Below are 22573 nucleotides of genomic sequence, written 5' to 3'. Positions count from 1 at the left end.
GGCCGAAGCCGTGCCGGCAACCCCGACACGGCCGCCGAGGGGGTCAGACCCAGAACGTGTCGTGCCGCAGAAAGAACTCCGTCCGTTCCTCCTCGGTCCGGCCGGCCAGGTCCAGCAGGCCCTCGAAGTAGCCCTCCCGGGGCGCGCCGGGGGCGAAGTGCAGCAGCATCGAGGCGGGCTCGCCGGACTCGTTGCGGAACGCGTGGACGCCACCCTCCGGGACGTGCACGAAGTCGCCGGGCACCGCATCGATCCACCGCCGGCCGTCGTAGATGCGGACCGTCCCGGACAGGATGTAGAACGACTCCGAGATGGATCGGTGGAAGTGCGGATCCGGGCCGCTCGGCTGCGGGCCCATCTCCCAGCGGTAGAGCCCGAACTGCCCGTTGGTCGACGCGCCGGTGGCCAGGTAGTGCGCCGTGCCGCCGCTGGGGTAGACCAGCTCGGGCGGCTGGTCGGCCGGGCGGTAGGTGGCGGTCGGCTCGCCCCAGTCTCCTGAGTAACGCGGCGGTGGGTAGGTCACCGTGCCTCCTCTCCGGTCGGGAACACCTCGTCGCCCGCCCGGATCGCGGCGAGCATCTCGACGGTACGGGCGCGGGCGGCCGCGTACAGCCCCTCACCGAAGCTGACCCGGGCCACGCCGAGCCCGGCCAGCTCGGCCACGGCCGGGGCGCCGGGGCGGGCCAGCACGTTGACCGGGGCGTCCACCTCGGCCACCAGGCTCCGGATGTCGGCGAGGACGATCGGGTAGACACAGTCCACCCCGGCGGCCCGATAGCGGCGGGCCCGGCGGACCGCCTCGGCGAGCCGCCCCTCCGGCGGCCCGTACGCCCGCAGGTCTCGCCGGGCTCGTGGCCGGCGCCTGAGCTCCAATTCCGCGCCGATGGACTGGGCCGATTTCGGCGTCGACCTGCACCTGGAACTGGACGCGAGCGGCGGCCGGCGGGCCGGGCTGGACGGGGCGCTGCGGGCGGCCATCCGCGACGGCCGGCTACCGCCGTCGGCCCGCCTGCCGGCCACCCGCACCCTCGGTGTCCGTCGGCGCCGGCACGCGAGGAGGCCAGCTCAGCGGACCGGGCAGGTCGCTGAGCGCCGGCCTGCCGGAGCCGTCGGGCGGGCTTCCTGGCGACGGGGCCGCCGGGCGGTGCGGAGGGCGACCAGCAGGGCGGCGACGACCAGCGCGGCGGCCACGGCGAAGGCGTACCGGTAGCCGGCGGCGAGGGCGGCGACCTGGTCGGCGCCGGCGGCGCGCGCCGCGTCGGTGCGGGCCGCGGCCAGGGTGGCGAGGGTGGCCAGCCCGAGCGCCCCGCCCACCTGCTGGGTGGTGTTGGCCAGCCCGGAGGCGAGCCCGGCGTCGACGGGCGCGGCACCGGCCATGGCGAGGGTGGTGACCGCCGGCAGGGTCAGCCCGCCCGCGACGCCGAAAACCAGCATGGCCGGGAGCAGGTCCCGCGCGTAGCCGGCGTCCACCGGGAGGCGGGCCAGCAGCAGGAAGCCCGCCACGGCGAGCGCCAGCCCGCCGACCAGCACCGTCCGGGCGCCGTACCGGGCCACCAGCCGGCCGGCCAGGCCCAGCGAGACCGCCGCGATCACCAGCGGGGTGGGCAGGAAGGCGAAGCCGGTGGTCGCCGGGTCCAGCCCGAGGACGAGTTGCAGGTGCAGCGCGAGCAGGAACTGGAAGCCGAAGTACGCGGCCACCATGAGGAACTGCACGGCGTTGGCGGCGACCAGGCCGGGCGCCCGCAGCACCCGGGGTGGCAGCAGCGGGGTCGGGGCGACCCGCTGCCGGGCCGCGAAGCCGGCCAGGAGCGCGATGGCCAGCCCGGCGGCGGTGAGGGTGCGCGCCGAGGTCCAGCCGTGTTCGCCGGCACCGACGATGGCCAGCACGGCGGCCATCAGGCCGGCGGTGGCCAGCACCGCGCCGAGCAGGTCCAGACCGGCCCGCAGGCCGACGCCGGGGTCCGGCGCGATCAGCCGTACGGCGGCGGCCAGGATCAGCGCGCCGATCGGCAGGTTGATCAGGAAGATCGACCGCCAGCCCGCCAGGTCGGTGAGCACTCCCCCGACCAGCAGGCCGATCGAGGCGCCGGCCGCGCCGGTGAAGCTGAACACGGCGATCGCCCGGGCCCGCTCGGCCGGCTCGGGGAAGAGCCGGACGATCATGCCGAGGCTGACCGCGGTGGTGAGCGCGCCCCCGACGCCCTGCGCGAAGCGGGCGGCGACCAGGATCGCCGGGCCGGCGGCCACGGCGCAGAGCAGCGAGGCGAGGGTGAACAGGGCCACCCCGGCCAGGAAGACCTGGCGCCGGCCGAGCAGGTCGCCGAGCCGCCCGGCCAGCAGGAGCAGGCCGCCGAACGCGACCAGGTAGGCGTTCACCACCCAGGCCAGCCCGGCGCCGTGGAAGCCCAGGTCGGCCTGGATGGCCGGGAGCGCCACGGCGACGATGCTGCCGTCCAGGATGATGATCAGGCTGCCGGCGCAGAGCACGAGCAGCGCCGGCCAGCGGTTGGTCCCCGTCATCGGGTACGACCTCCTTGGTGCATGGTTTGTTACCGAGGCCATCGTCTGTGACCATCAGACCGAGCGGAAGGAGGCACTTTCGTGTCCCAGGGGAACAGCTGTGTGTCCGTGACCGCCCAGCAGGCACGGGCCTGCACCGTCCGGGAGGCGCTGGATCGGGTCGGCGGCAAGTGGAGCATCGGCATCCTGATCGCCGCGTCACAGGGGCCGATCCGGTTCACCGAGTTGGAGCGGCAGGTCGAGGGCATCAGCCGGCGGATGCTCACGCTGACCCTGCGCAACCTGGAGCGGGACGGCCTGCTGCACCGGCACGTCTTCCCGACCGTCCCGCCGAAGGTGGAGTACACCGCCACCCCGATGGCCCTGGAGCTCTACGAATCACTGGTCGCGTTGACCGCGTGGGCGGAGCGGCACCGGACCGCGATCACGACGGCCCGGGCGGCGTACGACCAGGAGCACGGCGCTCCGGTCGGCTGAGGCTGTGGCGAAGACCACGCAATCCGTCTGACCGATCGGTCAGGTGCTGACCGATCGGTCAGGCATCCTGGAGGACATGGCACGGGCGGTACCGGAGACCCATGACGAGATCCTCGCGGCGGCGGCGCGACGCTTCGCCGTCACCGGCTACAAGGGCACCTCGCTGCAGGACATCGCCCGCGAGGTGGGCTGTTCCAAGGCCACCGTGCTCTACCACTTCGCCAACAAGGAAGCCCTGCTCAGCGAGCTGATGGCACCCGCCATCACGGTGCTGGAGGCGCTCGACGCCCGGATCGCCGCGCACCCCGGCGCGGACGCCCAGCGGGTCGCCGGCGAGGGCTTCGTCGACCTCGCGGTCCGCTTCCGGCGGGAGATCGCGCTGCTTCGCGGCGAGTTTCCCGACCTGCTCCAGCAGCCCGCGTTCGCGCACGTCCAGCAGATCTCCGAACGGCTGGTCGACGCGTTCGCCGGCCGGTCCGACCGCCCGTCCGCGCGGATCGCCGCGCTGGTCGTGCTCGCCGGGATCGCGGAGACGTGCGCCGAGTTCATCGCCATCCCCGACGAGGAGCTGCGGCCCGCGCTGCTGGCCGTCGTCCGGCGGGCCCTCGAGCCCGCCACCTGATCCCAGTTCACGACCCCGAGGACAAGGAAACCTCATGGCGACCCTGCTCTACCGGCTCGGCCGGGCATCCTTGCGCCGCCGGCGACTCGTCGCCGTCGTCTGGCTCGTCGTACTCGTCGGCCTCGGGGCCGCCGCGCTGACCCTCAAGGGCTCGACGGCGAGCAACTTCAGCATGCCGGGCACCGAGTCGCAGCGCGCGATCGACCTGCTCGCCGAGCGGTTCCCGGCGGCCAGCGGGGCCACCGGCACCATCGCCGTCAAGGCACCCCAGGCCGGCCAACTCGGCACGCCCGACGGGCAGGCCGTGGTCAAGCAGGTCACCGAGGAGGCGGCCGCCCTGCCCGGCGTGGTCGGCGCGGTCGACCCGTATCAGGTGCAGGCGCTGAGCCCGGACGGTCGGTACGCGCTGATCCAGGTGCAGTTCAAGGGCCGGGCGGACGAGGTGACCGACGCCCAGCGCACCGCGTACGAGCAGGTCGGCGCGCAGGCCGAGGCGCAAGGGTGGCAGGTCGCCCCGGGCGGTGAGGTGCTCAACGGCGAGCCGGAGGTCGGCTCGACCGAGGCGCTCGGTGTGCTGGTCGCGGCAATCGTCCTGATCGTCACCTTCGGCTCGCTGGTGGCGGCCGGCATGACCATGCTGAACGCGCTGATCGGCGTCGGCGTCGGCATGGCCGGCCTGTACGCGCTCAGCGGCGCGGTCGAGCTGACCAGCACCGCGCCGATCCTGGCGCTGATGCTCGGCCTCGCGGTCGGCATCGACTACTCACTGTTCATCACCTCCCGACACCGGCAGAACCTGCTCGACGGGCACTCCCCCGAGGAGGCGGTCGGTCGGGCCGTCGGCACCGCCGGCTCCGCCGTGGTCTTCGCGGGCGCCACCGTCGTCATCGCGCTCGCCGGCCTGGCGGTGGTGAACATCCCGTTCCTCACCGTGATGGGCCTGGCCGCCGCCGGCACGGTCACGGTGGCCGTCCTGGTCGCGATCACCCTGGCCCCGGCGCTGCTCGGCTTCGCCGGCCGCAAGGTACTGCCGCGCAAGCTGCGCAACCGCGAGGTGGTCGCCTCAAGTGCCGGCGAGAACCGCTCGGGCTTCGGGTTCCGCTGGGCGCGCTGGGTGACGAAGCTGCGGATCCCGGTCATCCTGGTCGGCCTGATCGGCCTCGGCCTGCTCGCGCTCCCCGCCCAGCACATGCGCCTGTCCCTGCCGGACGCCGCCACCGCGGCCGAGGGCACCCCGGCCCGGGTCAACAACGACCTGATCCAGGAGGGCTTCGGCCTCGGCTTCACCGGGCGCCTCGCGGTGGTCGTCACCGCCGACTCGCCGCAGGCCACCCAGGCCGCCGTGCCGCAGGTCACCGCGCTGGTCCAGAAGACGCGCGGCGTCCTGGCCGTGGCCCCGCCGCAGCTCGACCCGACCGGCCAAACCGCGTTGCTCGGCGTCATCCCGAAGACCGGCCCGACCGACGAGGCCACCGAGACCCTGGTGCACGACATCCGCGACCAGGTCAGCGGCATCCGGAACGCGGACGTGCTGCTGACCGGCGCGACCGCGATCGGCATCGACGTGTCCGAGAAGCTCTCCGCCGCCCTCCCGGTCTATCTGCTGCTGGTCGTCGGGCTGTCGGTGCTGCTGCTGATGCTGGTGTTCCGCTCGGTCCTGGTGCCGGTGAAGGCGGCGCTCGGCTTCCTGCTCACCGTGGCGGCCACCTTCGGCATCACGGTCACGGTGTTCCAGCAGGGCCACCTGGCCGGCCTGCTCGGGCTGGACACCCCCGGTCCGCTGGTCAGCTTCCTGCCGATCCTGCTCATCGGCATCCTGTTCGGCCTGGCCATGGACTACGAGGTATTCCTGGTCTCCCGGATGCGCGAGGACTTCGTGCACGGAGACAGCGCACGGCAGGCGACCATCAACGGGATGGGCCACGGCGCGCGGGTGGTCACCGCCGCCGCGCTGATCATGATCTCGGTGTTCGGCGGCTTCGTCTTCCTCGACGACCCGGTGATCAAGTCGATGGGCTTCGCGCTCGCGATCGGGGTCGCGATCGACGCGTTCGTGGTCCGGATGGCCGTCGTCCCGGCGGTGATGTCGCTGCTCGACACCGCCGCCTGGTGGATCCCCCGCTGGCTGGACCGGATCCTGCCGAACGTGGACGTCGAGGGCGAGGGCCTGCGCGCCCACCTCGCCGAGCGCGAGCCCGCCGGCGTGTGAGGAACGGGCCGTTGTCGCCCCGGCGACAACGAGGGGCGCCTACCTACCCGGCCGGTCAGACCCCGGCCGGGTAGGTCTCCATCTCGCCCGGTGCGCTCAGCGCCGGCAGCGGGTGCAGGGCGGTGGCCTCGTCGCACCAGATGAACGCGTCGTAGCGCTCGCCGAGCCGGGTGGGCACGTAGTTGCCCCAGGACTCGAAGCTCGGGTCGTAGACCACCCCGATGGCCCGGTGGTCGGCCGTCCCGGTCACCCACTCCGGCTGGTCGGGGCCGCCGAAGACCAGCACCGCCCGCTCCGGCATCAGCTCGTGCAGCCGCCGCTCCACCGAGCCCTCCCGGGCCGGCGGCACCACCATGGCCTCCGCCGGTGAGCCCCAGCGCGGCGCGGCGATCACCGTGCCCCGGTAGCTGCCGCAGCCGACCAGCGTCACCGCGTCCCCGCCGTGCCGCTCGCGGGCGAGTTGGCCGATGTTGACCATCCCGTCCGCCGCCATGTCGGTTGCCCGGGCGTCGCCGATGTGGGTGTTGTGCGCCCAGACGATGCCCCGGGAGGCCGGGCCGTAGTGGTCGAGCAGCCGGTCGAGGGTGTCAGCCATGTGGATGTCGCGGACGTTCCACGACTCCGGGCCGCCGCCGACCATCGCCCGGTAGTAACGCTCCGCGCCGGCCACCACCTCCGCGTTCTGCCAGGCCGAGAAGCGGTCCGCGCCGTCCGCGGCGGCGTGTTCCCGGGTACGCGCCAGCAGCCGGACGACCTCCTCCTCGCAGCGGGCGGAGACGAACCGGCTGGCCGTGCCGTACTCCTCGACCCGCTTGCCGTACGGCTCGAAGCAGCGGTACGCCTCCTGCGCCGCCTCCAGCGAGGTCGGCTCCTCCTCGCCCAGGTAGTCGAAGATCGCCTGCATCGACTCCCACAGGCTGTAGACGTCCAGCCCGTGGAAGCCGGCCCGGTCCCCCTCGGCGCGCTCCAGGTTCCAGGCCCGCAGCCAGCGGCAGAAGCGGGCCACCTCGGCATTGGCCCACATCCAGGTGGGCCAGCGTTCGAAGCGCTCCAGCGCGGTCTGCGGATCGGCCAGCCCGCCGGGGGCGGCCACCACCGAGCGGTGCACCCGGTCGCAGTCGGGCCAGTCCCCCTCCACCGCGACGAAGTCGAAGCCCTGCTCGGCGATGAGCCGCCGGGTCAGTTGCTCACGCAGCCGGTAGTAGTCGTAACTGCCGTGCGTCGCCTCCCCGATCATGACGATCCGGGCGTCCCGGACGCTGTCCACCAGCGGGTCGAAGTCGCTCGGCGCGCCGAGTCGCTGTACCAGCATGCCCGCGGCTACCCGGGGACCCGGTCGGGCAAACCGGCATGCCTGCCGGTGGAGCGGGTAGCCGCGGACATGACCGTGACCGGGGTGCAGTTGCAGGAGTTCCTGGCCGGGCTCGACTACCCGGTTTCCCGCGAGGACCTGGTCCGCTGGTGCCAGGAGAACGGCGCCAGCACCGAGACGTTGCAGCTGATCAAGGCCCTGCCGGCGGAGGAGTTCGACTCCCCCGCCGAGCTGGCCGACGCGCTGAAAACGCTCACCTGAGCCGGGTCAGACCCGCAGCAGCCGGAACAGGGTGAGCCACTGCTCCGGCCAGACCGCCCCGACCAGCGTCTCGGGCGGCAGCCGGAGAGCACGCAGCGCGCCGTCCACCCGGGTCCGGGGGTGGTGCCGGCGCAGCGAGGCGGCCAGCGAGCCGCCCACCCCGCCGAAACCGACCTCCACCAGCCGCCGATAGGCCGGCAGTTCGGCGGGGGACAGCAGCGGCTCCGGTCGCCGCTCGATCCGCAGGATGCCGGCGTCGACCCGCGGCACCGGGCGGAACGCCGTCCGGGGCACCGTGCCGACCGACCGCCAGGCGTACTCGGGCCAGGTCAGGATGGTCAGCCGGGTCCACCGGCCGCCGTGGCCGGTGCGCCGGCGGGCGTACTCCCGCTGGGTGAGCAGGGTGGCCGCGCGGAGCCGGTCGGCGGCCAGGCACCAGCGGACCACCGCGGCGGTCAGCGACCACGGGATGTTGCCGACCAGGTCGAAGGGCTCGGCGGGCGGCGCGGCGGCGAGGAAGTCGGCCCGGCGCAGCACCACCCGGGGCAGGCCGGCGCAGGCCGCCGCCAGGTCCGCGGCGGCCACCGGGTCGATCTCGTACGCGACCAGCCGCCCGCACCGGGTGGCCAGCGGCACGGTCAGCCGGCCCCGGCCGGCGCCCACCTCGACGAGGAGGACGTCCGGGTCGGGCCGGGCCGCCCGGACGATCCGCGCGACGGCGGCCGGGTCGGCGAGGAAGTTCTGGGAGAGCACGCGACGGGACCGGTCGCGTTCGGTGGGTCGGGGCGCCATGGCGTCGTCGTCCTGTCTGTCGCCGATCGGCGACGGGACGGACAGGCGGCCGGCGGGCAGCCGGCGATCGGGCCTGTCCGAGCGGATGGGGACTCGGACGGCCCACGGCACGGGCGGTACGCGGTCAGCACCCACCTCCCGACCGGCGGTTCCCGGCGCCGGGCACGGCGCGGGGCGGGTCGGTAGGGCGGGGTGAGGTCATCGCCGGCGGCCCTCGAGGGAGTCGCCGGCGAGCGGTCAGCAGCGGATCGCGTTCCGGCCGGCCGGGGCCGGACGCCGGGTCCGCGGACGGGCCACCAGCATCGGGGCCCAGGCGGCCGGCGTGCCGGCCACGTTGATCAGGGCGTGCGCCATGCGGCGAGGGTAGCCAGGGCAAGCCACCCGGTCGACCGGGTTTCGCCGCGTGCCCGGTCAGGCGGGCAGTTCGACGGTGCGCCCCTCGGTGCGGGCCCGCTCGGCGGCCGCCAGCACCGCCACCACCTCGCGGCCGAACCGGACGTCACAGCGGTGGTCCCGGGTGCCCGCCTCGACCTCCTCCAGCAGCTGGTCGATCGCCGTGCCGTACGCCTGCAGCGCGCTCCCGTCGCCGGGCGGGACGGTCTCGGTGCCGTTCTCGCCGAAGAAGACGAAATCCCGGGTCACCGCCTCGGCCGGCGCCTCCAGGGTGAGCGAGAGCGAGCTGGTGGCGCCGCCGTCGTGGGTGAGCAGCAGGTGCACCAGGCCGCTCGGGCCGTCCATCGCGGCGACTCGGGCGACCCGGCCGAGCACCGGCAGGATCAGCGACAACGCGTGCGGCCCGATGTCCCACAGCGCACCCCGGTCCCGCCGCCACTGCGAGTTCCCGTACGGGTTCCCCGGCTGGTAGATGGACGCGAACATGGTGGCCCGGGCGTGCTGCCAGCCGCCGGCCGCCGCGGTGGCGGCGAGGAAGCCGGTGACGTTCGGGTGGAACCGCTGGGTGAAGAAGACCACCGAGGCCACGCCGGACGCCTGCGCGGCGGCGACCACCCGGTCCGCCTCCGCGAGGCTCAGCGCCAGCGGCTTGTCGAGCAGCAGGTGCCGCCCGGCGGCGGCGGCCCGGACGGCGATCTCGGCCTGGATGTCCGGCGGCAGCGCGACGGCGATCGCGTCGCAGGCGCCGAGCAGCGCGTCGACGTCGTCGAAGGCCGGTACGCCGTGCCGGTCGGCCAGCGCCGCGACCTTCGCCGGGTCCCGGCCCCAGACCCCGGCCAGCTCGGCCCGTGGGTGCGCGTCGATGGCCGCGGCGTGCGTCTCCGCCGCCCAGTGACCGGTGCCGAACAAGCCGAACCGCACCACGGGTCCCCCTGCCCTCGTCGTCCGCCACGGCGTACGCCCGTGGCCGTGATCCACGCTAGTCGTCCGGCGGAGTCGGCGGGCCCCCGACCGGATGGGAGAGCCGGGCGACGGTGGTTACTACGACGCTTAGTAGTCTGTGCCGGTGACTCGGACTGCGCCGGGAGGGCGCCGATGACCAGCGCCGCGGCGGCCGGCTCGCCGGTGGACGGGATCCTCGCGACGGCCGCGATCGTGCTGTCGCTCGTTGTCGCGGCCTGGGCGCTGGTGGCCGCGCTGCGCCACCGGGCGCCGGACCGGCTCCAGTTCGTCGGCCTGGCGGTGCTGGAGGTGGCGCTGCTCGCGCTCGCCGTGCTGGCGCTGGTGGCGCTCGGCGGCGGTGAGCGGCCGGGCGAGCCGGGCGCCTTCTTCGGCTACCTGGTGACGCTGGTCTGCCTGCCGCCGCTGGCCTGGGTGCTGGCCCGGATGGAGCCGACCCGCTGGGGCTCGGCGATCGTCTGCGCGGTCTGTCTGGTCACCCCGGTGGTCGTGGTCCGGTTGCAGCAGACCTGGGAGGTCGTCGGTGGCTGAGACCCAGGTGCCCGAGCGCACCACCAACCGGGGGCCGGGGCGGCTGCTGATCGCCGTCTACATCCTCTTCGCCATCGCCGCGACCTCGCGGGCGGGCCTGCAGATCGCCACCAAGTTCGACCAGGCGCCGGTGGCGTACCTGCTCTCCGCGGTGGCCGCGCTGATCTACATCGTGGCCGCGGTCGGGCTGGCCCGGGCCGGGCACGCCGGCCGCCGGGTCGCGCTGGCCTGCTGCTCGGTGGAGCTGGTCGGGGTGGTCGCGGTCGGCATCCTCAGCCTGGCCGACCGGGCACTCTTCCCCGACGAGACGGTCTGGTCGGGGTTCGGCAGCGGCTACGGCTACATCCCGCTGGTCCTGCCGATCCTCGGCCTGTACTGGCTCTGGCGCACCCGCCGCGACGCGTCCCGCCCCTGATCGGGCGGGACGCGTCGGAGGGTCAGTCCTTGGGACCGCCGGCGACGTAGATGACCTGACCGGAGACGAACGACGCGCCCTCGCTGACCAGGAACGAGATGGTGTGCGCGACGTCCTCCGGCCGGCCGGTGCGGCGGACCGGGATCTCGGCGGCGGCATGCTGCTGCAGAGCCGCGAAGTCGACCTTCATCCGGGCCGCGGTGGCCGCGGTCATGTCGGTGACGATGAAACCGGGTGCGACCGCGTTGACGGTCACCCCGAACGGGCCCAGCTCGATGGCGAGGGTCTTGGTGAAGCCCTGCAGGCCCGCCTTGGCCGCGGCGTAGTTCGCCTGGCCCCGGTTGCCCAGGGCCGAGGTGCTGGAGAGGTTGACGATCCGGCCCCACTTCCGCTCGACCATGTGCTTCTGGGCGGCCTGGCTGAAGAGGAAAGCGCCCCGCAGGTGCACGCCCATGACCGTGTCCCAGTCGGCGTCGGTCATCTTGAACAGCAGGTTGTCCCGGAGCACCCCGGCGTTGTTGACCAGTACGGTCGGCGCCCCCAGCTCGACGGCGACCCGCTCGACGGCGGCCTCCACCTGGGCCCGGTCGGAGACGTCGGCGCCCACCCCCAGCGCCCGGCCGCCGGCGGCGACGATGGCGTCCACCGTCTCCTTGGTCGCCGACTCCTCGATGTCGACCACCGCGACGGTCATGCCGTCGGCAGCCAGCCGACGGGCGGTGGCCGCGCCGATGCCGCGCGCGGCTCCGGTCACGATGGCGACGCGGGGCTCCTCCGACATGATTACCTCCCGGTAACTTGGGCTCGATCGAAGGAGCTTAACCCAGGGGTATGCGGCGCCGGTCCGGCCGTCACAGGCCCCTGCCGCGGCAGATCCGGATCCACCGGTAGCCGTAGCCGGCGAGCTTGAGCCGGTCCAGCTTGCCGACCTCCTCGTAGTTGCGGTCGGCGAGCACGTCGATCGGCAGGTCCGCCTCGGGGGCGAGCATGCTCAGGTCGACCTCGACGTCCTCGGTGCCGAGGTTGTGCAGGAACACCATGGTCCCAGTCGAACCGTCGGCGCGGTGCGCGAGCACCCCGGGTGGCATCGGCACGTCGATGTGGGTGGTGCTGCCCGAGCCGATCTCGGGAGCCTCCCGGAGGGTGCGGATCATCCGCTCGAACCAGCCCAGCAGCGACCTCGGGTCCCTGCGCTGGGCGGTCACGTTGACCTTCTGGTAGCCGTACTCGCCCTTGTCGACCACCGGGCGGACCAGCTTCTCCGGGTCGGCCGTGGAGAAGCCGGCGTTCTCCTTGTACGACCACTGCATCGGGGTACGGATCGCCTCCCGGCCGGGCAGCGACAGGTCCTCGCCCATGCCGATCTCCTCGCCGTAGCGCAGCACCGGCGTGCCGCGCAGCGAGAACTGGAGCGCGTACGCCAACTCGATGCGCCGGCGGTCGTTGCCGAGCATCGGGGCGAGGCGGCGGCGGATACCCCGGCCGTAGAGGCGCATGTCCTCGTCGGGGCCGAACTGCTCGTACACCTGGTTGCGCTGCTCGGCGGTGAGTCGGGACAGGTCGATCTCGTCGTGGTTGCGCAGGAAGGTCGCCCACTGCCCGCCCTCGGGCAGGGCCGGGGTGTCCCGCAGCGCCTCGATCACCGGCTCCGGGTCCTGCCGGGCCAGGGCGAGCATCAGCCGACCGTTGAGCATGAAGTCGAAGAGCATGTGGATCCGGTTGGCCGAGCCGCCGCTGTCCCCGAAGTACGTCGGCAGCTGGTCGGGTTCGACGTTCGCCTCGGCCAGCAGGATCGCGTCGCCCCGCCGCCACTGCACGTGCTGGCGCAGCTCGGTGAGGAAGTCCATGTCCTTGGGCGAGTCCGGGTTGCCCGGCTCGGTCAGCTCGATGATGAACGGGACGGCGTCCATCCGGAATCCGGAGACGCCGAGCTGGAGCCAGAACGACACGATCTTCTTGATCTCGGCGCGGACCTCCGGGTTGGCGATGTTGAGGTCCGGCTGGAACTTGTAGAACCGGTGGTAGTACCAGGCCTTGGCGGTCCGGTCGTAGCTCCACGTCTCGTTCTGCTCACCCGGGAAGACCATGCCCTGGTAGCGGTCCGGCGGCTCCTTGTCCGACCAGACGTACCAGTCCCGGTACGGCGAGTCGGGCGACGAGCGGGCGGACTGGAACCAGGGATGCTCGTCCGAGGTGTGGTTGACCACCAGGTCGATGATCACCTGGATGCCCCGGTTCTGCGCCTGGTGCAGCAGTTCGGCGAAGTCGCCCAGGGTGCCCAGGCCCGGGTCCACGTTGTAGAAGTCGGTGACGTCGTAGCCGCCGTCCCGACGCGGGGACGGGTGGATCGGGTGCAGCCAGAGGCAGGTCACGCCGAGCCGGGCCAGGTAGTCCAGGCGGCCGAGGAGGCCCCGGATGTCGCCCACCCCGTCACCGTTGGAGTCCGCGAACGTGTCGATGTCGAGGCAGTAGACGACCGCCTCCTGATACCACCTGTCGCCCATGCCCGGCTTACTTCTCCGCTCCGCCGGTCCGGCAAACCCGGGTCCCGCCGGGCTCGCCCCGCCGGTACGGTGCCGGCATGAGCGCCGACACCCACCCCGTCGACTGGTCCGCCGGCACCTGGCTGAACCCGCCCGTCCGGGCCGCGGAGTCGGCCGACGGGCTGCTGGTCGAGCCGCGCGCGGGCAGCGACTTCTGGCGGCGGACCAGCTACGGATTCGTGCACGACGACGGCCCGGCGCTGCTCGCACCGTTCCCGGTGGACAGTGCGGTGGAGGTGAGCTTCCGGCTCGACTACGCCGCGCAGTTCGACCAGGCGGGGGTGCTGGTCCGGGTGGACGAGCGGCGGTGGGCCAAGGCGGGAGTGGAGGTCAGCGACGGCCAGCCGCAGGTCGGCGCGGTGGTCACCGACGAGCGGTCGGACTGGTCCGTCGCCCCGGTGCCGGAGTGGTCGGGGCGGGAGGTGACGGTCCGGGTCAGCCGGGCCGGGGACGCGCTGACCGTACGGGCCCGGGTGGCGCGGGAGCCGTGGCGGCTGGTCCGGGTGGCCCCGCTGGACCCGGTGGCCGAGGCGTCGGCCGGGCCGTACTGCTGCTCGCCGAGCCGGGGCGGCCTGGTGGTCCGCTTCACCGGATGGCGGCGGGGCCCGGCGGACGCCGCCCTGCACCCGGAGGGCTGAGCCCGGCCGCCGGTGGGGCAGGTCACCGGCAGGTGTGACGGACGGCCGCCGGGGTACCAACCTCGGATCCCCCGGCACCCGGCGAAAGGACGGCGATGGCTCTCGCCCGGAACGTCGACCCGAACCAGTTCACCGGGCTGACCGGGTGGGTGGCGGGCGTGCTCGACTCGATGGGCGCGCTGGGGGTGGCGCTGCTGGTCGCCCTGGAGAACGTCGTCCCGCCGATCCCGAGCGAGATCGTGCTGGCGATGGCCGGTTACCTCTGCGCCGAGGGCCGGTTCAACGTGGTGCTGATCGTGCTCGCCGCGACCGCCGGGTCGCTGCTCGGCGCGGTGCTGCTGTACTGGCTCGGCGCGGCGCTCGGCGAGGAACGGCTGAAGCGCTGGCTGGACCACGTCCCGCTGGTGGACCGGGACGACCTGGAGAAGGCCGACCGCTGGTTCGAGCGGTACGGCAGGTGGGCGGTGCTGGTCGGCCGGCTGGTGCCGGTGGTGCGCAGCCTGGTGTCCGTCCCGGCCGGGGCCAACCGGCTGCCCCTGGGCGAGTTCCTGCTGCTCACCACGCTGGGCAGCGGGGTGTGGAACGCCTTGATCGTCGGGCTCGGCTTCGCCCTCGGCTCCCGCTGGCAGCAGGTCGACCGGTACAGCAGCTGGTTCAACTACGCGATCTTCGCGGTCTTCGGCATCATGATCGCGAGCTGGGCGACGAAGCGGATCCGTCGTCGCCGCCGCCGCGCGCGGCGCGGCCGGCAGTCGGTGACCGCCGGCCGCTGACCGCGGCTCAGTACCTCGCGGTGATCGAGGTGAACTCCCAGGTGTTCTGGGCGATGCCGGAGCAGTTGGAGACCACGCCGCCGCCCGGGCAGGCCCGGTCCCGGTTCACCGACCAGAAGGTGAACCGGGACAGCCCGCGGGCCTTGGCCCAGTCCCGGATCTGGGTCCAGGTGGCCGGGGAGGTCAGCTCCTGCTGGTCGGAGAGGCCGTTCATGCCGGAGATGCCCATGTGGGCGTACGCGGTGGCGTCGGACCAACCGAACGCCGTCTTCAGCGCGTTCTTCAGCCCCTCGGCCGCGTTGACCGTGTTCTGGTACATGTTCGCCCCGCCGCCGAAGTCGAACGGCATGATCGTGAAGGTGTCGATGTTGGCACCGAGCGCGGCGGCCTGGTTGATCAGGCGGGTGCCCCACCAGGACGGCCCGGAGGTGGTGGTGCCAAAGGTGACGATCGTCTTGATGCCGGGGTTGTTCTGCTTGACGATCTTCAGCGCGCCGAGGATCCGGTCCTGCACCACCTCGTTCTCGAACTCGTCGCTGTTCTCGATGTCGATGTCGATCGCCTTCAGCCCGTACGCGTTGATCACCTGCTGGTAGGCGCCGGCCAGCGCGCTGGCCGAGGAGCAGTTCGGGCCGAGCTTGTTGCCGCTCCACCCGCCGAAGGACGGGATGACGTCACCGCCGGCCGCCCGGATCGCGGCGATGGTGCTGGCGTGCGTGCCGCCGGTGAGCGGGCCGTTGCCGTCCCAGGCCGGTGTGCAGCCGCCGCCGGAGAGCACGAACGCGATGGTGAACCACTTGATCCCGGTCGCGCCCATCACCGTCGACGGGGCGGGCGGGTCACCCCAGCCCGGGTAGAGGTAGGGCGCGGCGGCCATCGCGCCGCCCCCGCCGGTGCAGCCGGTGGTGCTGGCCGACACGGCCGCCGACTTCGCCGACTCCCCGTTGGCGTTGTAGGCGGTCACCGTGTAGCTGTGCGCCGAGCAGGCGGCCAGGCCGGAGACGGTGGCCGAGGTGCCGGTGACGGTGGCCTTCACGCTGGTGCCCTCGTACACCCGGTAGCCGGTGACCGTGCCGGAGACCGCGTTCCAGGCCAGCGAGACCGACGTGTTGGTGGTGCCGGTGACCCGCAGGCCGCCCGGTGTGGCCGGGGCTCCCGGGTTGCCGCCGCCACCGGTGCACGGACCGCCGTTGACGGTGCAGTTGGTCGGGTCACCGTTGCCGTTGACGTTGAAGCCGAAGGTGGTGCTGGCCCCCGGGGCGAGGGTGCCGTTCCAGGACTGGTTGACGGCGGTGACGTGCTGGCCGGAGGTGGTCATCAGGGCGTCCCAGAACGCGCCGACGGTGCTGCCGGCGGGCAGGTCGAACTGGACGTTCCACGAGGAGATGCTGGCCGAACTGTCGTTCTTGACGGTGAACTTCGCCTCGTACCCGCTGCCCCAGCTGGTGACGCGGACGAAGGCGGCGGTGGCGGCGGAGGCGGGTGGCGCGGCCACGACGGTGGCCGCTACCAGAGCGGCGGCGAGCGCGGCGGCGAACGTCGCCACCCGGGCGGAACGGAGTCTCACGGCGTCCTCCAGGGACCGTTGTGGTGGGGGGTGCCGGCCTGCGCGGACCGGCGTGGAGGGTATCCATGACCGTCGACGTCTGCGCCCATTATTAAGACTGTTAACTGTTTCTGTCCAGAGGAAATCCGGGACGTCGGGAGGGGCCCCCTCCGACGCGTGCGGCGTGCGGACGGGGCCCCTGCTTCCGGTCAGCGACGGAAGGTGAACCAGTTGACGTTGACGAAGTCGGCGGGCTGGCCGCTGCTGAACGTCAGGTAGACGGTGTGCCGGCCGGTCACCGGGCCGACGTTGCCCGGCACCGAGCGCCAGCTCTGCCAGCCGCCGGTGTTGGCGACCGCGAAGCTGCCGATCGGCGCGCTGGTCGGGCTGTCCACCCGGACCTCGACGAGTCCGCTGACCCCGGCCGGCGCGCCGGAGGCGATCCGGGCCACGAAGTCCCGCGGCGGCGTGGCGCCGAAGTCCACGTTGTCGTAGCGGGCCCAGTCACCGTTGCTCAGCCAGCCGATGTCCTGGCCACCCTCGGCGCACGCCTCCACCTGCACCCCGTTCTGGGCGTTGAAGGCCTCGGCCTGGATGGTCGAGTACGCGTCCACCGTGCCGCCCGGCGGCGGGGTGGTCGGTGGCGGGTTGCCACCGCCCCGGGTGTAGACGGCCACGTAGTCGACCAGCATCGGCCGGCCGGAGACGGTGGCCGAGGTGGGCGTGGCGTAGCCCGCCACCCCGTTCGGGAAGCCGCCCCCCATCGCCACGTTCAGCAGCAGGAAGTAGCCGCCGTGATTGGTCATCTGCCCCCAGTACGGTTCGCCGACCTGGGTCTGGGTGACGGTGTGGAAGAGCTGGCCGTCGACGTACCAGCGGAGCTGCTGGGGGCTGACCGAGGCGTCCCACTCGAAGCGGTACGTGTGGAACGCCGACTGGCAGGTGCTGCCCGGGCAGGCCCGGGAGCCGCCGATGCCGTTGAACTCGTTGCACGGCCCGCCGGGGGCGACGCCGCAGTGCAGCACCCCCCAGACCGAGTTGATCCCGTTGACGTTCTCCATCACGTCGAACTCGCCGACACCCGGCCAGTTCTGGTAGTTGCCCCGGTACGGCGAGCCGAGGGCCCAGAACGCGGGCCAGTAGCCGGCCGCCTCCGCGCCGGTGACGTTCGGCATCTGGATCCGCCCCTCCAGGGCGAGGACTCCCCCGGCCGGCGGCTTGAAGTTGGTCCGGACCGTCTCGATCCGGGCCGAGGTCCACCGGCCGGCGCCGTCCCGGAGCGGGGTGATCCGCAGGTTGCCGGCGCCATCCTGGCTGAGGTTGGCGGTGTTCGAGGTGTAGGTCTGGATCTCGCCGGTGCCCCAGTTGGCCGGACCGCCGGGGTAGCTGGTGCCGGTGTCGATGATCCAGTTGGCGGACGAGGGCAGGGTGCCGGCCGCACCGGTGAAGTCGTCGCTCCACACCAGGCTCCAGCCGGACGGGGGCGGCGGGACGGCGGCCTGGGCGGTCAGCGAGACGGTGGCCAGCGCGGTGGTGGTGGCGAGCACGGCCGCCAGGGCGAGCCGTCGGCGCGACGGGCGCACGGCGGAGGGGGCGGCGGACGCCGCCGGGACTGGGTTCATCGGGGTGCCTCTCTGCGGGGACGGGTGCCAGAGAGCGCTCTCTGAGTGCGATTTCTACGCGCCCGTCCCCGCATTTGTCAATGCACGTCGATGCCTGCCGGCTGCGGCCGGCGCAGCACCGCCTGCTCCAGCGCGGTCCAGCCGGTGGTGGTGACCAGGTAGAGCACCGCAGCCAACGGCACCACCAGCGCCACCAGCACCGTCGTGTAGGGCAACAACGGCAGCAGCCGACCCAGCACGGCGCCGGGCCCCTCGGTTGGCGTACCGGCGACCGTGGCCGCCCGCCGGGCCCGCCGCGAGGACCACCAGGCCAGCGCGAGCAGCGCCGCCAGCAGCACCCCGAAGACCGCCACCACCGGAGCGGAGAGCCCGTCCCCGAGGTGCCAGCCCAGGGGTACGCCGGCCAGTCGCTCGTGGAGCAACGTGGTGCTGCCGTCGCCGGTGGCGAAGAGGCGGTACATCACCAGGAAGAACGGCGCCTGCAACAGCGCCGGGAGGCAGCCCGCGACGGGGCTGGCCCCGGCCCGCCGGTAGAGCGCGAAGAGTTCGCTCTGCAGGCGGGCGGGGTCGTCGGCGTACCGCCGCTGGAGGTCGCGGGCCTCGGGGGCGAGCGCCGCGCGGCGCCGCTCCCCGCGGACCTGTGCCACGGTGAGCGGCGAGATCAACAGCCGGACCCCGATGGTGAACAGGACGATCGCGGCGGCCGTGGCGGCCCCGCCGGTCAGCGGGACCAGCGTGTCGGCGAGCCAGGTGACGACGGTGGCGGCGGCGGACGCCGCGGTGTGCAGTGGTGCGAAGGCGAGCATGGGGAACCCCTCGGTCCGATTCCGGATGCCCCGACGGGACGACGCGTCCCGGCGGGACGGATGACGACGGAACCGGCCGCGTGACGGATTTCGTGGCCCGCGCCGGTGTCCCGACGCGGTGACGCGCTACGCGGCCGAGGGGCGCAGGCCGGGCGCTCGGGGGCGGGGCCGCCCGGGAGCGTCCGGGTCGACCTGGCGAGGCACCCGGCGGTGCCGGGCGCGGGCCCGCAGGGCGGTGGCGTGCCGTGCGCCGGGCTCGGGCAGCACCCCGACCCGGGCGGCGAGCAGGACGGCCAGCAGCAGCGCGGCGGCCACCGCCGCACCGGCGAGCAGTGCCGCCGGCCGGTCCGCGAGCACGGTGAGCTGGGCGAGCGCGTACGCCCACGCCCCCGTCACCGCCACCAGAATCCCCGGCACGCCGACCACCCTAGAACCCGGTGTCACGCCCCCGGCCGTGTCGCCGGCCACCCGGCGCGACCCACGCCCCACCAGGTCGGCGAAATGGCGGCATCCCACCGGCCCGACCCCACCAGGTCGGCGAAATGGCGGCATCCGGCCCCGGCGGGTCAGGAGGATTCGCGGACCAGGGGGAACGGGAGGGTCTCCCGGATGGAGCGGCCGGTCAGCAGCATGACCAGCCGGTCCACGCCGAGGCCGAGGCCGCCGGTGGGCGGCATGGCGTACTCCAGCGCGGTGAGGAAGTCCTCGTCCAGCTCCATCGCCTCCGGGTCGCCGCCCGCCGCCTTCAGCGACTGCTCGGTGAGCCGGCGGCGCTGCTCGGTCGGGTCCACCAGCTCGGTGTACGCCGTGCCCAGCTCCAGCCCGAACGCCACCAGGTCCCACCGCTCGGCCAGCCGCGGGTCGTGCCGATGCTGCCGGGTCAGCGGGGACACCTCGGTCGGGAAGTCCAGGTAGAACGTGGGCCGCTCGGTACGCGCCTCGACCAGCCGCTCGTAGAGCTCCAGCAGCACCGCGCCGCGCCCCCAGCGCGGGTCGTACGACACCCCGGCGGAGTCGCAGAGCTTGCGCAGGCCGGCCAGGTCGGTGTCGGCGGTGACCTCCTCGCCCAGCGCGGCGGAGATCGCCTCGTTGACCGTCCGCACCGGCCACTCGCCGCCGATGTCCACCGGTTCGCCGCTGCCGGGCGGGCGGACCACCGGCGTGCCGTGCACCGCCACCGCCGCCGCCACGATCAGCTCCCGGGCCAGCTCCCGCATCACGTGATAGTCGGCGTACGCCTGATACGCCTCCAGCACGGTGAACTCCGGGTTGTGGCTGTGGTCGACGCCCTCGTTGCGGAACGCCCGGCCCAGCTCGTACACCCGCTCGACGCCGCCCACGGCCAGCCGCTTCAGGTACAGCTCGGGCGCGATCCGCAGGCTCAGCCGCAGGTCGTACGCGTTGCTGTGAGTGACGAACGGGCGGGCGTTGGCCCCGCCGTGCACCCGCTGGAGGATCGGCGTCTCCACCTCCAGGAAGCCCCGCCCGGCCAGCGTGGAACGCAGGGCGTGCAGGGTGGTGCCGCGGGCCCGCAGCAGGTCCCGCGCGTCGGGGTTGATGGCGAGGTCGAGGTAGCGCTGCCGGACCCGGGCCTCCGGGTCGGCCAGCCCGTGGTGCTTGTCCGGCAGCGGCCGCAGGCACTTGGCGGTGAGCCGCCAGTCGGCGACCCGCACCGACACCTCGCCGTGCCGGGTGGCGTACACCTCGCCGGTGGCCCCGACGTGGTCGCCGATGTCGACGGTGTTCCGCCACGGGTCCAGGTCGTGCTCGAGCATGAGCTGGAGGTCGCCGCTGCCGTCCCGGACCGTGGCGAAGAGCACCCCGCCATGGTCGCGGACCAGCATCACCCGGCCGGCCACCGCCACGGTCTCCCCGGTCCCGGTGTCCGGCGCCAGCCCGGCGTGCCGCTCCCGCACCGCCGCGCAGCTCACCGTGCGGGGATAGCCCACCGGGTACGGGTCGATCCCCTCGGCACGCAGCCGGTCGAGCTTGGCCACGCGTACCCGGACCTGCTCCGGCTGCTGCACCGGGGCCGGCTCCGGCGGGACGGCCCGGACCGTCGCGGCGGCCGGCGGCACGAAGCGGACGGCGCCCCCGGCCGGCGGCACCCCGTACAGCGGGGTGGGCCGCCCGCCGGGGAGGGCGAGGAAGCCCTCGGCGGCCACCGCGGCGAGACCCACCCGGGCCAGTTCCCGGCGCTCCCCGAAGCAGAGGTAGCGGGGCGTCCAGTGCGGCTGGTACTTGGCGTTCGACAGGTAGAGCGACTCCAGCTGCCACCAGCGGGAGAAGAAGAGCAACGTACGCCGCCAGAGCTGGATGATCGGGCCGGCGCCGATCCGCGCGCCCTGCTCGAACGCCGACCGGAACGCCGCGAAGTTCAGCGACACCCGCTCGACGCCGAGGCGCGGGCCCGCCTCCAGCAGCGCGGCCACCATGAACTCGATGACCCCGTTCTCGGCGGTGCGGTCCCGGCGCATCAGGTCCAGCGACAGCCCGTGCGCGCCCCACGGGCTCAGCGACAGCAGCGCCCGCACCCGGCCGCTGCCGTCCCGGGCCTCGGCCAGCACGGAGTCGCCGTCCGCCGGGTCGCCGAGCCGGCCCAGCGCCATCGAGAAGCCCCGCTCGTGCTCGGTGTCCCGCCAGGTGGTGGCCAGGCGCGCCAGCCGGGCCAGCTCCTCTGGAGGGATCTCCGCGTGCCGGCGTACCTGGGCGGTGTAGCCGGCCCGCTCCACCCGGTGCACCGCCTGGCGCACCGGGCGCATGTCGCGCCCGTTGAGGTCGAACTCGCGGGTCAGCAGGATCGCCTCGTCGCCGAGCTGCAGCACCTTGAGGCCGTGCCGCTGGTACGCCCGTGCCCCGGCCTCGCTGGCGCCGATCACCGCCGGGGTCCAGGCGTACTCGCGGGCCTGGCCGAGCCACGCCTCGATGACCGGGCCCCACGCCTCCGGATCGCCGATCGGGTCCGCGCTGGCCAGGCTGACCCCGTTGACCACCCGGTAGGTGATCGCCGCCTTGCCGCTGGGCGAGAAGAGCGCCGCCTTGTCCCGCCGGGTGGCGAAGTAGCCGAGCGAGTCCCGCTCGCCGTACCGGGCGAGCAGCTCGCGGATCCGCTCCTCCTCGCCGGGGTGCAGCACCGCGTTCGCCCGCTGGGAGCGGACCAGGGTGAACAGGCCGGAGACGAAGGAGATCGCGCCGAACCCGCCGAGCAGCAGGTTGACCCAGCCGGGGGCCTGGCCCTTCCGGGTCACGTCGACCATGACCGCGCCACCGAAGACCTTCTCGACCGCGTACCCGAGCCGGTCCGACCAGGTGTGCAGGCTGCCCGGCTCGAGCAGGAGCAGCAGGTAGCCGAGCCCGACGGAGACCGCCGCCAGGCCGAGGAGGACGCCGAGGGCCCGCCAGACGCTGCCGCTGCGCACCTTGGCGTAGAACTCCCGCCGGGCGGCGAGCAGCAGGGCGAGCGCGCTGGCGGCGAAGGCCAGGCCGACCCACACCCCGACCGTCTCCAGGGTGCCGAAGATCCGCTCACCCGCGTCGTTGGTGAGGTCGTTGCTGCCCACGGTCAGCAGCAGCCCCCCGGCCACCAGGCTGAACGTCAGGGTGAGGCTGAAGTACGCGACCAGCACCCAGTACGCGAGCCGCTTGCGGCGCAGCACCGCGGAGGCCAGGGTGCCGAGGAAGACGGCGTACGCCAGGTTGGCCGGCGCGGGCACCAGCAGGGCGTCGATCGCGGTGCGGACCGGCTGGATGCCGGTGCGGAAGGCACTGCTCACCGCAGCGAGCGCGCAGACCACCGCGACCACCCAGAGCAGGGTGGCGAAGCCCCGCGGCACCTGGCCGCGCCAGTCCCGGCCGGCGCGCCGGGCGTCGGTCACCGTCCGCGACGTGGTGCTCGGGGTCAACGTGGCCTCCCTCGCTGCCGGCGATGGGCGTCGAGCGGCCTCATCGTAGGCCCCCGAACCCGTTCCCCCGCCCCGTCCACGTCGGCCAGCCGGGCCGGGGATGCGCGCAGATTCCCGGAAAGACTGCCCATTCCGCCGGCCGAGGCCATGCTTTCCGGGAAATCGGTCGCACCCTCCGGCGCGCACCCCGCGACACGCCGGAGGGTGCGTTTCCGGCCGCCGACACGTTGGGTAACAGGGCGTCGACGGCG

General features: G+C 73.7%; 21 protein-coding genes. 8 read left to right on the top strand and 13 right to left on the bottom strand.

The features are described 5' to 3' along the window. Window positions 1-43: 43 nt before the first annotated feature. From ABZ783_RS19735 to ABZ783_RS19725, 3 genes are all read right to left on the bottom strand, one after another. On the bottom strand, window positions 44-523 hold the full coding sequence (locus ABZ783_RS19735; protein ID WP_357440084.1) for a cupin domain-containing protein: 480 nt from the start codon (window positions 521-523) through the stop codon (window positions 44-46). Then, a complete protein-coding gene (locus ABZ783_RS19730) occupies window positions 520-873 on the bottom strand; it encodes an isocitrate lyase/phosphoenolpyruvate mutase family protein (RefSeq protein WP_357440081.1) in 354 nt (117 codons plus the stop codon). The genes ABZ783_RS19735 and ABZ783_RS19730 overlap by 4 nt, the downstream gene beginning before the upstream one ends. Window positions 874-1065: 192 nt before the next feature. Further along, complete coding sequence (locus ABZ783_RS19725; protein ID WP_357440078.1) at window positions 1066-2520, bottom strand: MFS transporter; 1455 nt, start codon at window positions 2518-2520, stop codon at window positions 1066-1068. An 81-nt stretch (window positions 2521-2601) separates the two neighbouring features. On the opposite strand from ABZ783_RS19725, the gene ABZ783_RS19720 reads away from it, so the two are divergent. The 3 genes from ABZ783_RS19720 to ABZ783_RS19710 all read left to right on the top strand — a co-directional run bounded on the left by ABZ783_RS19720 (window position 2602) and on the right by ABZ783_RS19710 (window position 5828). After that, on the top strand, window positions 2602-2997 hold the full coding sequence (locus ABZ783_RS19720; RefSeq protein ID WP_357440075.1) for a helix-turn-helix domain-containing protein: 396 nt from the start codon (window positions 2602-2604) through the stop codon (window positions 2995-2997). 76 nt (window positions 2998-3073) lie between these two features. Beyond that, entirely contained in the window at window positions 3074-3619 is a 546-nt protein-coding gene (locus ABZ783_RS19715; protein ID WP_357440072.1) for a helix-turn-helix domain-containing protein, read from the top strand. A gap of 34 nt (window positions 3620-3653) precedes the next feature. Beyond that, window positions 3654-5828 (top strand): MMPL family transporter, encoded by a 2175-nt coding sequence (locus tag ABZ783_RS19710; protein WP_357440069.1) that lies wholly within the window; start codon window positions 3654-3656, stop codon window positions 5826-5828. 55 nt (window positions 5829-5883) lie between these two features. Here ABZ783_RS19710 and ABZ783_RS19705 read toward each other — a convergent pair whose 3' ends face one another. Beyond that, a complete protein-coding gene (locus ABZ783_RS19705; protein WP_357440066.1) occupies window positions 5884-7140 on the bottom strand; it encodes an erythromycin esterase family protein in 1257 nt (418 codons plus the stop codon). A gap of 69 nt (window positions 7141-7209) precedes the next feature. On the opposite strand from ABZ783_RS19705, the gene ABZ783_RS19700 reads away from it, so the two are divergent. After that, a complete protein-coding gene (locus ABZ783_RS19700; RefSeq protein WP_357440199.1) occupies window positions 7210-7401 on the top strand; it encodes a DUF2795 domain-containing protein in 192 nt (63 codons plus the stop codon). Window positions 7402-7407: 6 nt separating this feature from the next. Here ABZ783_RS19700 and erm read toward each other — a convergent pair whose 3' ends face one another. Beyond that, window positions 7408-8193 carry an ErmE/ErmH/ErmO/ErmR family 23S rRNA (adenine(2058)-N(6))-methyltransferase gene (erm, locus tag ABZ783_RS19695; protein WP_357440064.1) on the bottom strand — a complete coding sequence of 262 codons (786 nt, stop codon included), beginning with the start codon at window positions 8191-8193 and terminating at the stop codon, window positions 7408-7410. A 411-nt stretch (window positions 8194-8604) separates the two neighbouring features. Continuing rightward, a complete protein-coding gene (locus tag ABZ783_RS19690; RefSeq protein ID WP_357440061.1) occupies window positions 8605-9510 on the bottom strand; it encodes a Gfo/Idh/MocA family oxidoreductase in 906 nt (301 codons plus the stop codon). 171 nt (window positions 9511-9681) lie between these two features. On the opposite strand from ABZ783_RS19690, the gene ABZ783_RS19685 reads away from it, so the two are divergent. Both ABZ783_RS19685 and ABZ783_RS19680 read left to right on the top strand, forming a co-directional pair. After that, window positions 9682-10077, top strand: coding sequence for a hypothetical protein (locus tag ABZ783_RS19685; protein ID WP_357440058.1), 396 nt, complete (start codon window positions 9682-9684; stop codon window positions 10075-10077). Beyond that, the gene (locus ABZ783_RS19680; RefSeq protein ID WP_357440056.1) at window positions 10070-10492 is read left to right on the top strand and encodes a hypothetical protein; all 423 of its coding nucleotides are present in this window, start codon (window positions 10070-10072) and stop codon (window positions 10490-10492) included. The genes ABZ783_RS19685 and ABZ783_RS19680 overlap by 8 nt, the downstream gene beginning before the upstream one ends. Window positions 10493-10514: 22 nt before the next feature. Here ABZ783_RS19680 and fabG read toward each other — a convergent pair whose 3' ends face one another. After that, window positions 10515-11273 carry a 3-oxoacyl-ACP reductase FabG gene (fabG, locus tag ABZ783_RS19675; RefSeq protein ID WP_357440053.1) on the bottom strand — a complete coding sequence of 253 codons (759 nt, stop codon included), beginning with the start codon at window positions 11271-11273 and terminating at the stop codon, window positions 10515-10517. 70 nt (window positions 11274-11343) lie between these two features. Then, the gene (locus tag ABZ783_RS19670) at window positions 11344-12996 is read right to left on the bottom strand and encodes an alpha-amylase family protein (protein WP_357440050.1); all 1653 of its coding nucleotides are present in this window, start codon (window positions 12994-12996) and stop codon (window positions 11344-11346) included. Window positions 12997-13073: 77 nt separating this feature from the next. On the opposite strand from ABZ783_RS19670, the gene ABZ783_RS19665 reads away from it, so the two are divergent. Together ABZ783_RS19665 and ABZ783_RS19660 are read left to right on the top strand one after the other, a co-directional pair. After that, a complete protein-coding gene (locus ABZ783_RS19665; RefSeq protein WP_357440048.1) occupies window positions 13074-13673 on the top strand; it encodes a DUF1349 domain-containing protein in 600 nt (199 codons plus the stop codon). 95 nt (window positions 13674-13768) lie between these two features. Continuing rightward, window positions 13769-14446, top strand: a complete 678-nt coding sequence (locus ABZ783_RS19660) for a DedA family protein (protein ID WP_357440046.1) — start codon at window positions 13769-13771, stop codon at window positions 14444-14446. Window positions 14447-14453: 7 nt separating this feature from the next. On the opposite strand, the gene ABZ783_RS19655 is transcribed toward ABZ783_RS19660, so the two are convergent. The 5 genes from ABZ783_RS19655 to lysX form a co-directional block, all read right to left on the bottom strand. Beyond that, a complete protein-coding gene (locus ABZ783_RS19655) occupies window positions 14454-16013 on the bottom strand; it encodes a cellulose binding domain-containing protein (RefSeq protein ID WP_357440042.1) in 1560 nt (519 codons plus the stop codon). Window positions 16014-16201: 188 nt separating this feature from the next. After that, window positions 16202-17614 (bottom strand): carbohydrate-binding protein, encoded by a 1413-nt coding sequence (locus ABZ783_RS19650; RefSeq protein ID WP_357440041.1) that lies wholly within the window; start codon window positions 17612-17614, stop codon window positions 16202-16204. A 77-nt stretch (window positions 17615-17691) separates the two neighbouring features. Next, entirely contained in the window at window positions 17692-18420 is a 729-nt protein-coding gene (locus ABZ783_RS19645; protein WP_357440038.1) for a membrane protein insertase YidC, read from the bottom strand. Between the two features lie 126 nt (window positions 18421-18546). After that, entirely contained in the window at window positions 18547-18837 is a 291-nt protein-coding gene (locus ABZ783_RS19640) for a DUF6412 domain-containing protein (protein WP_357440035.1), read from the bottom strand. Window positions 18838-18986: 149 nt separating this feature from the next. Further along, window positions 18987-22322 carry a bifunctional lysylphosphatidylglycerol synthetase/lysine--tRNA ligase LysX gene (lysX, locus tag ABZ783_RS19635; RefSeq protein WP_357440033.1) on the bottom strand — a complete coding sequence of 1112 codons (3336 nt, stop codon included), beginning with the start codon at window positions 22320-22322 and terminating at the stop codon, window positions 18987-18989. Window positions 22323-22573 lie beyond the last annotated feature (251 nt).

This window comes from Micromonospora sp. NPDC047738 (assembly GCF_040642675.1).
Classification (GTDB): domain Bacteria; phylum Actinomycetota; class Actinomycetes; order Mycobacteriales; family Micromonosporaceae; genus Micromonospora.
This window is presented reverse-complemented; position numbering and strand designations above follow the sequence as displayed.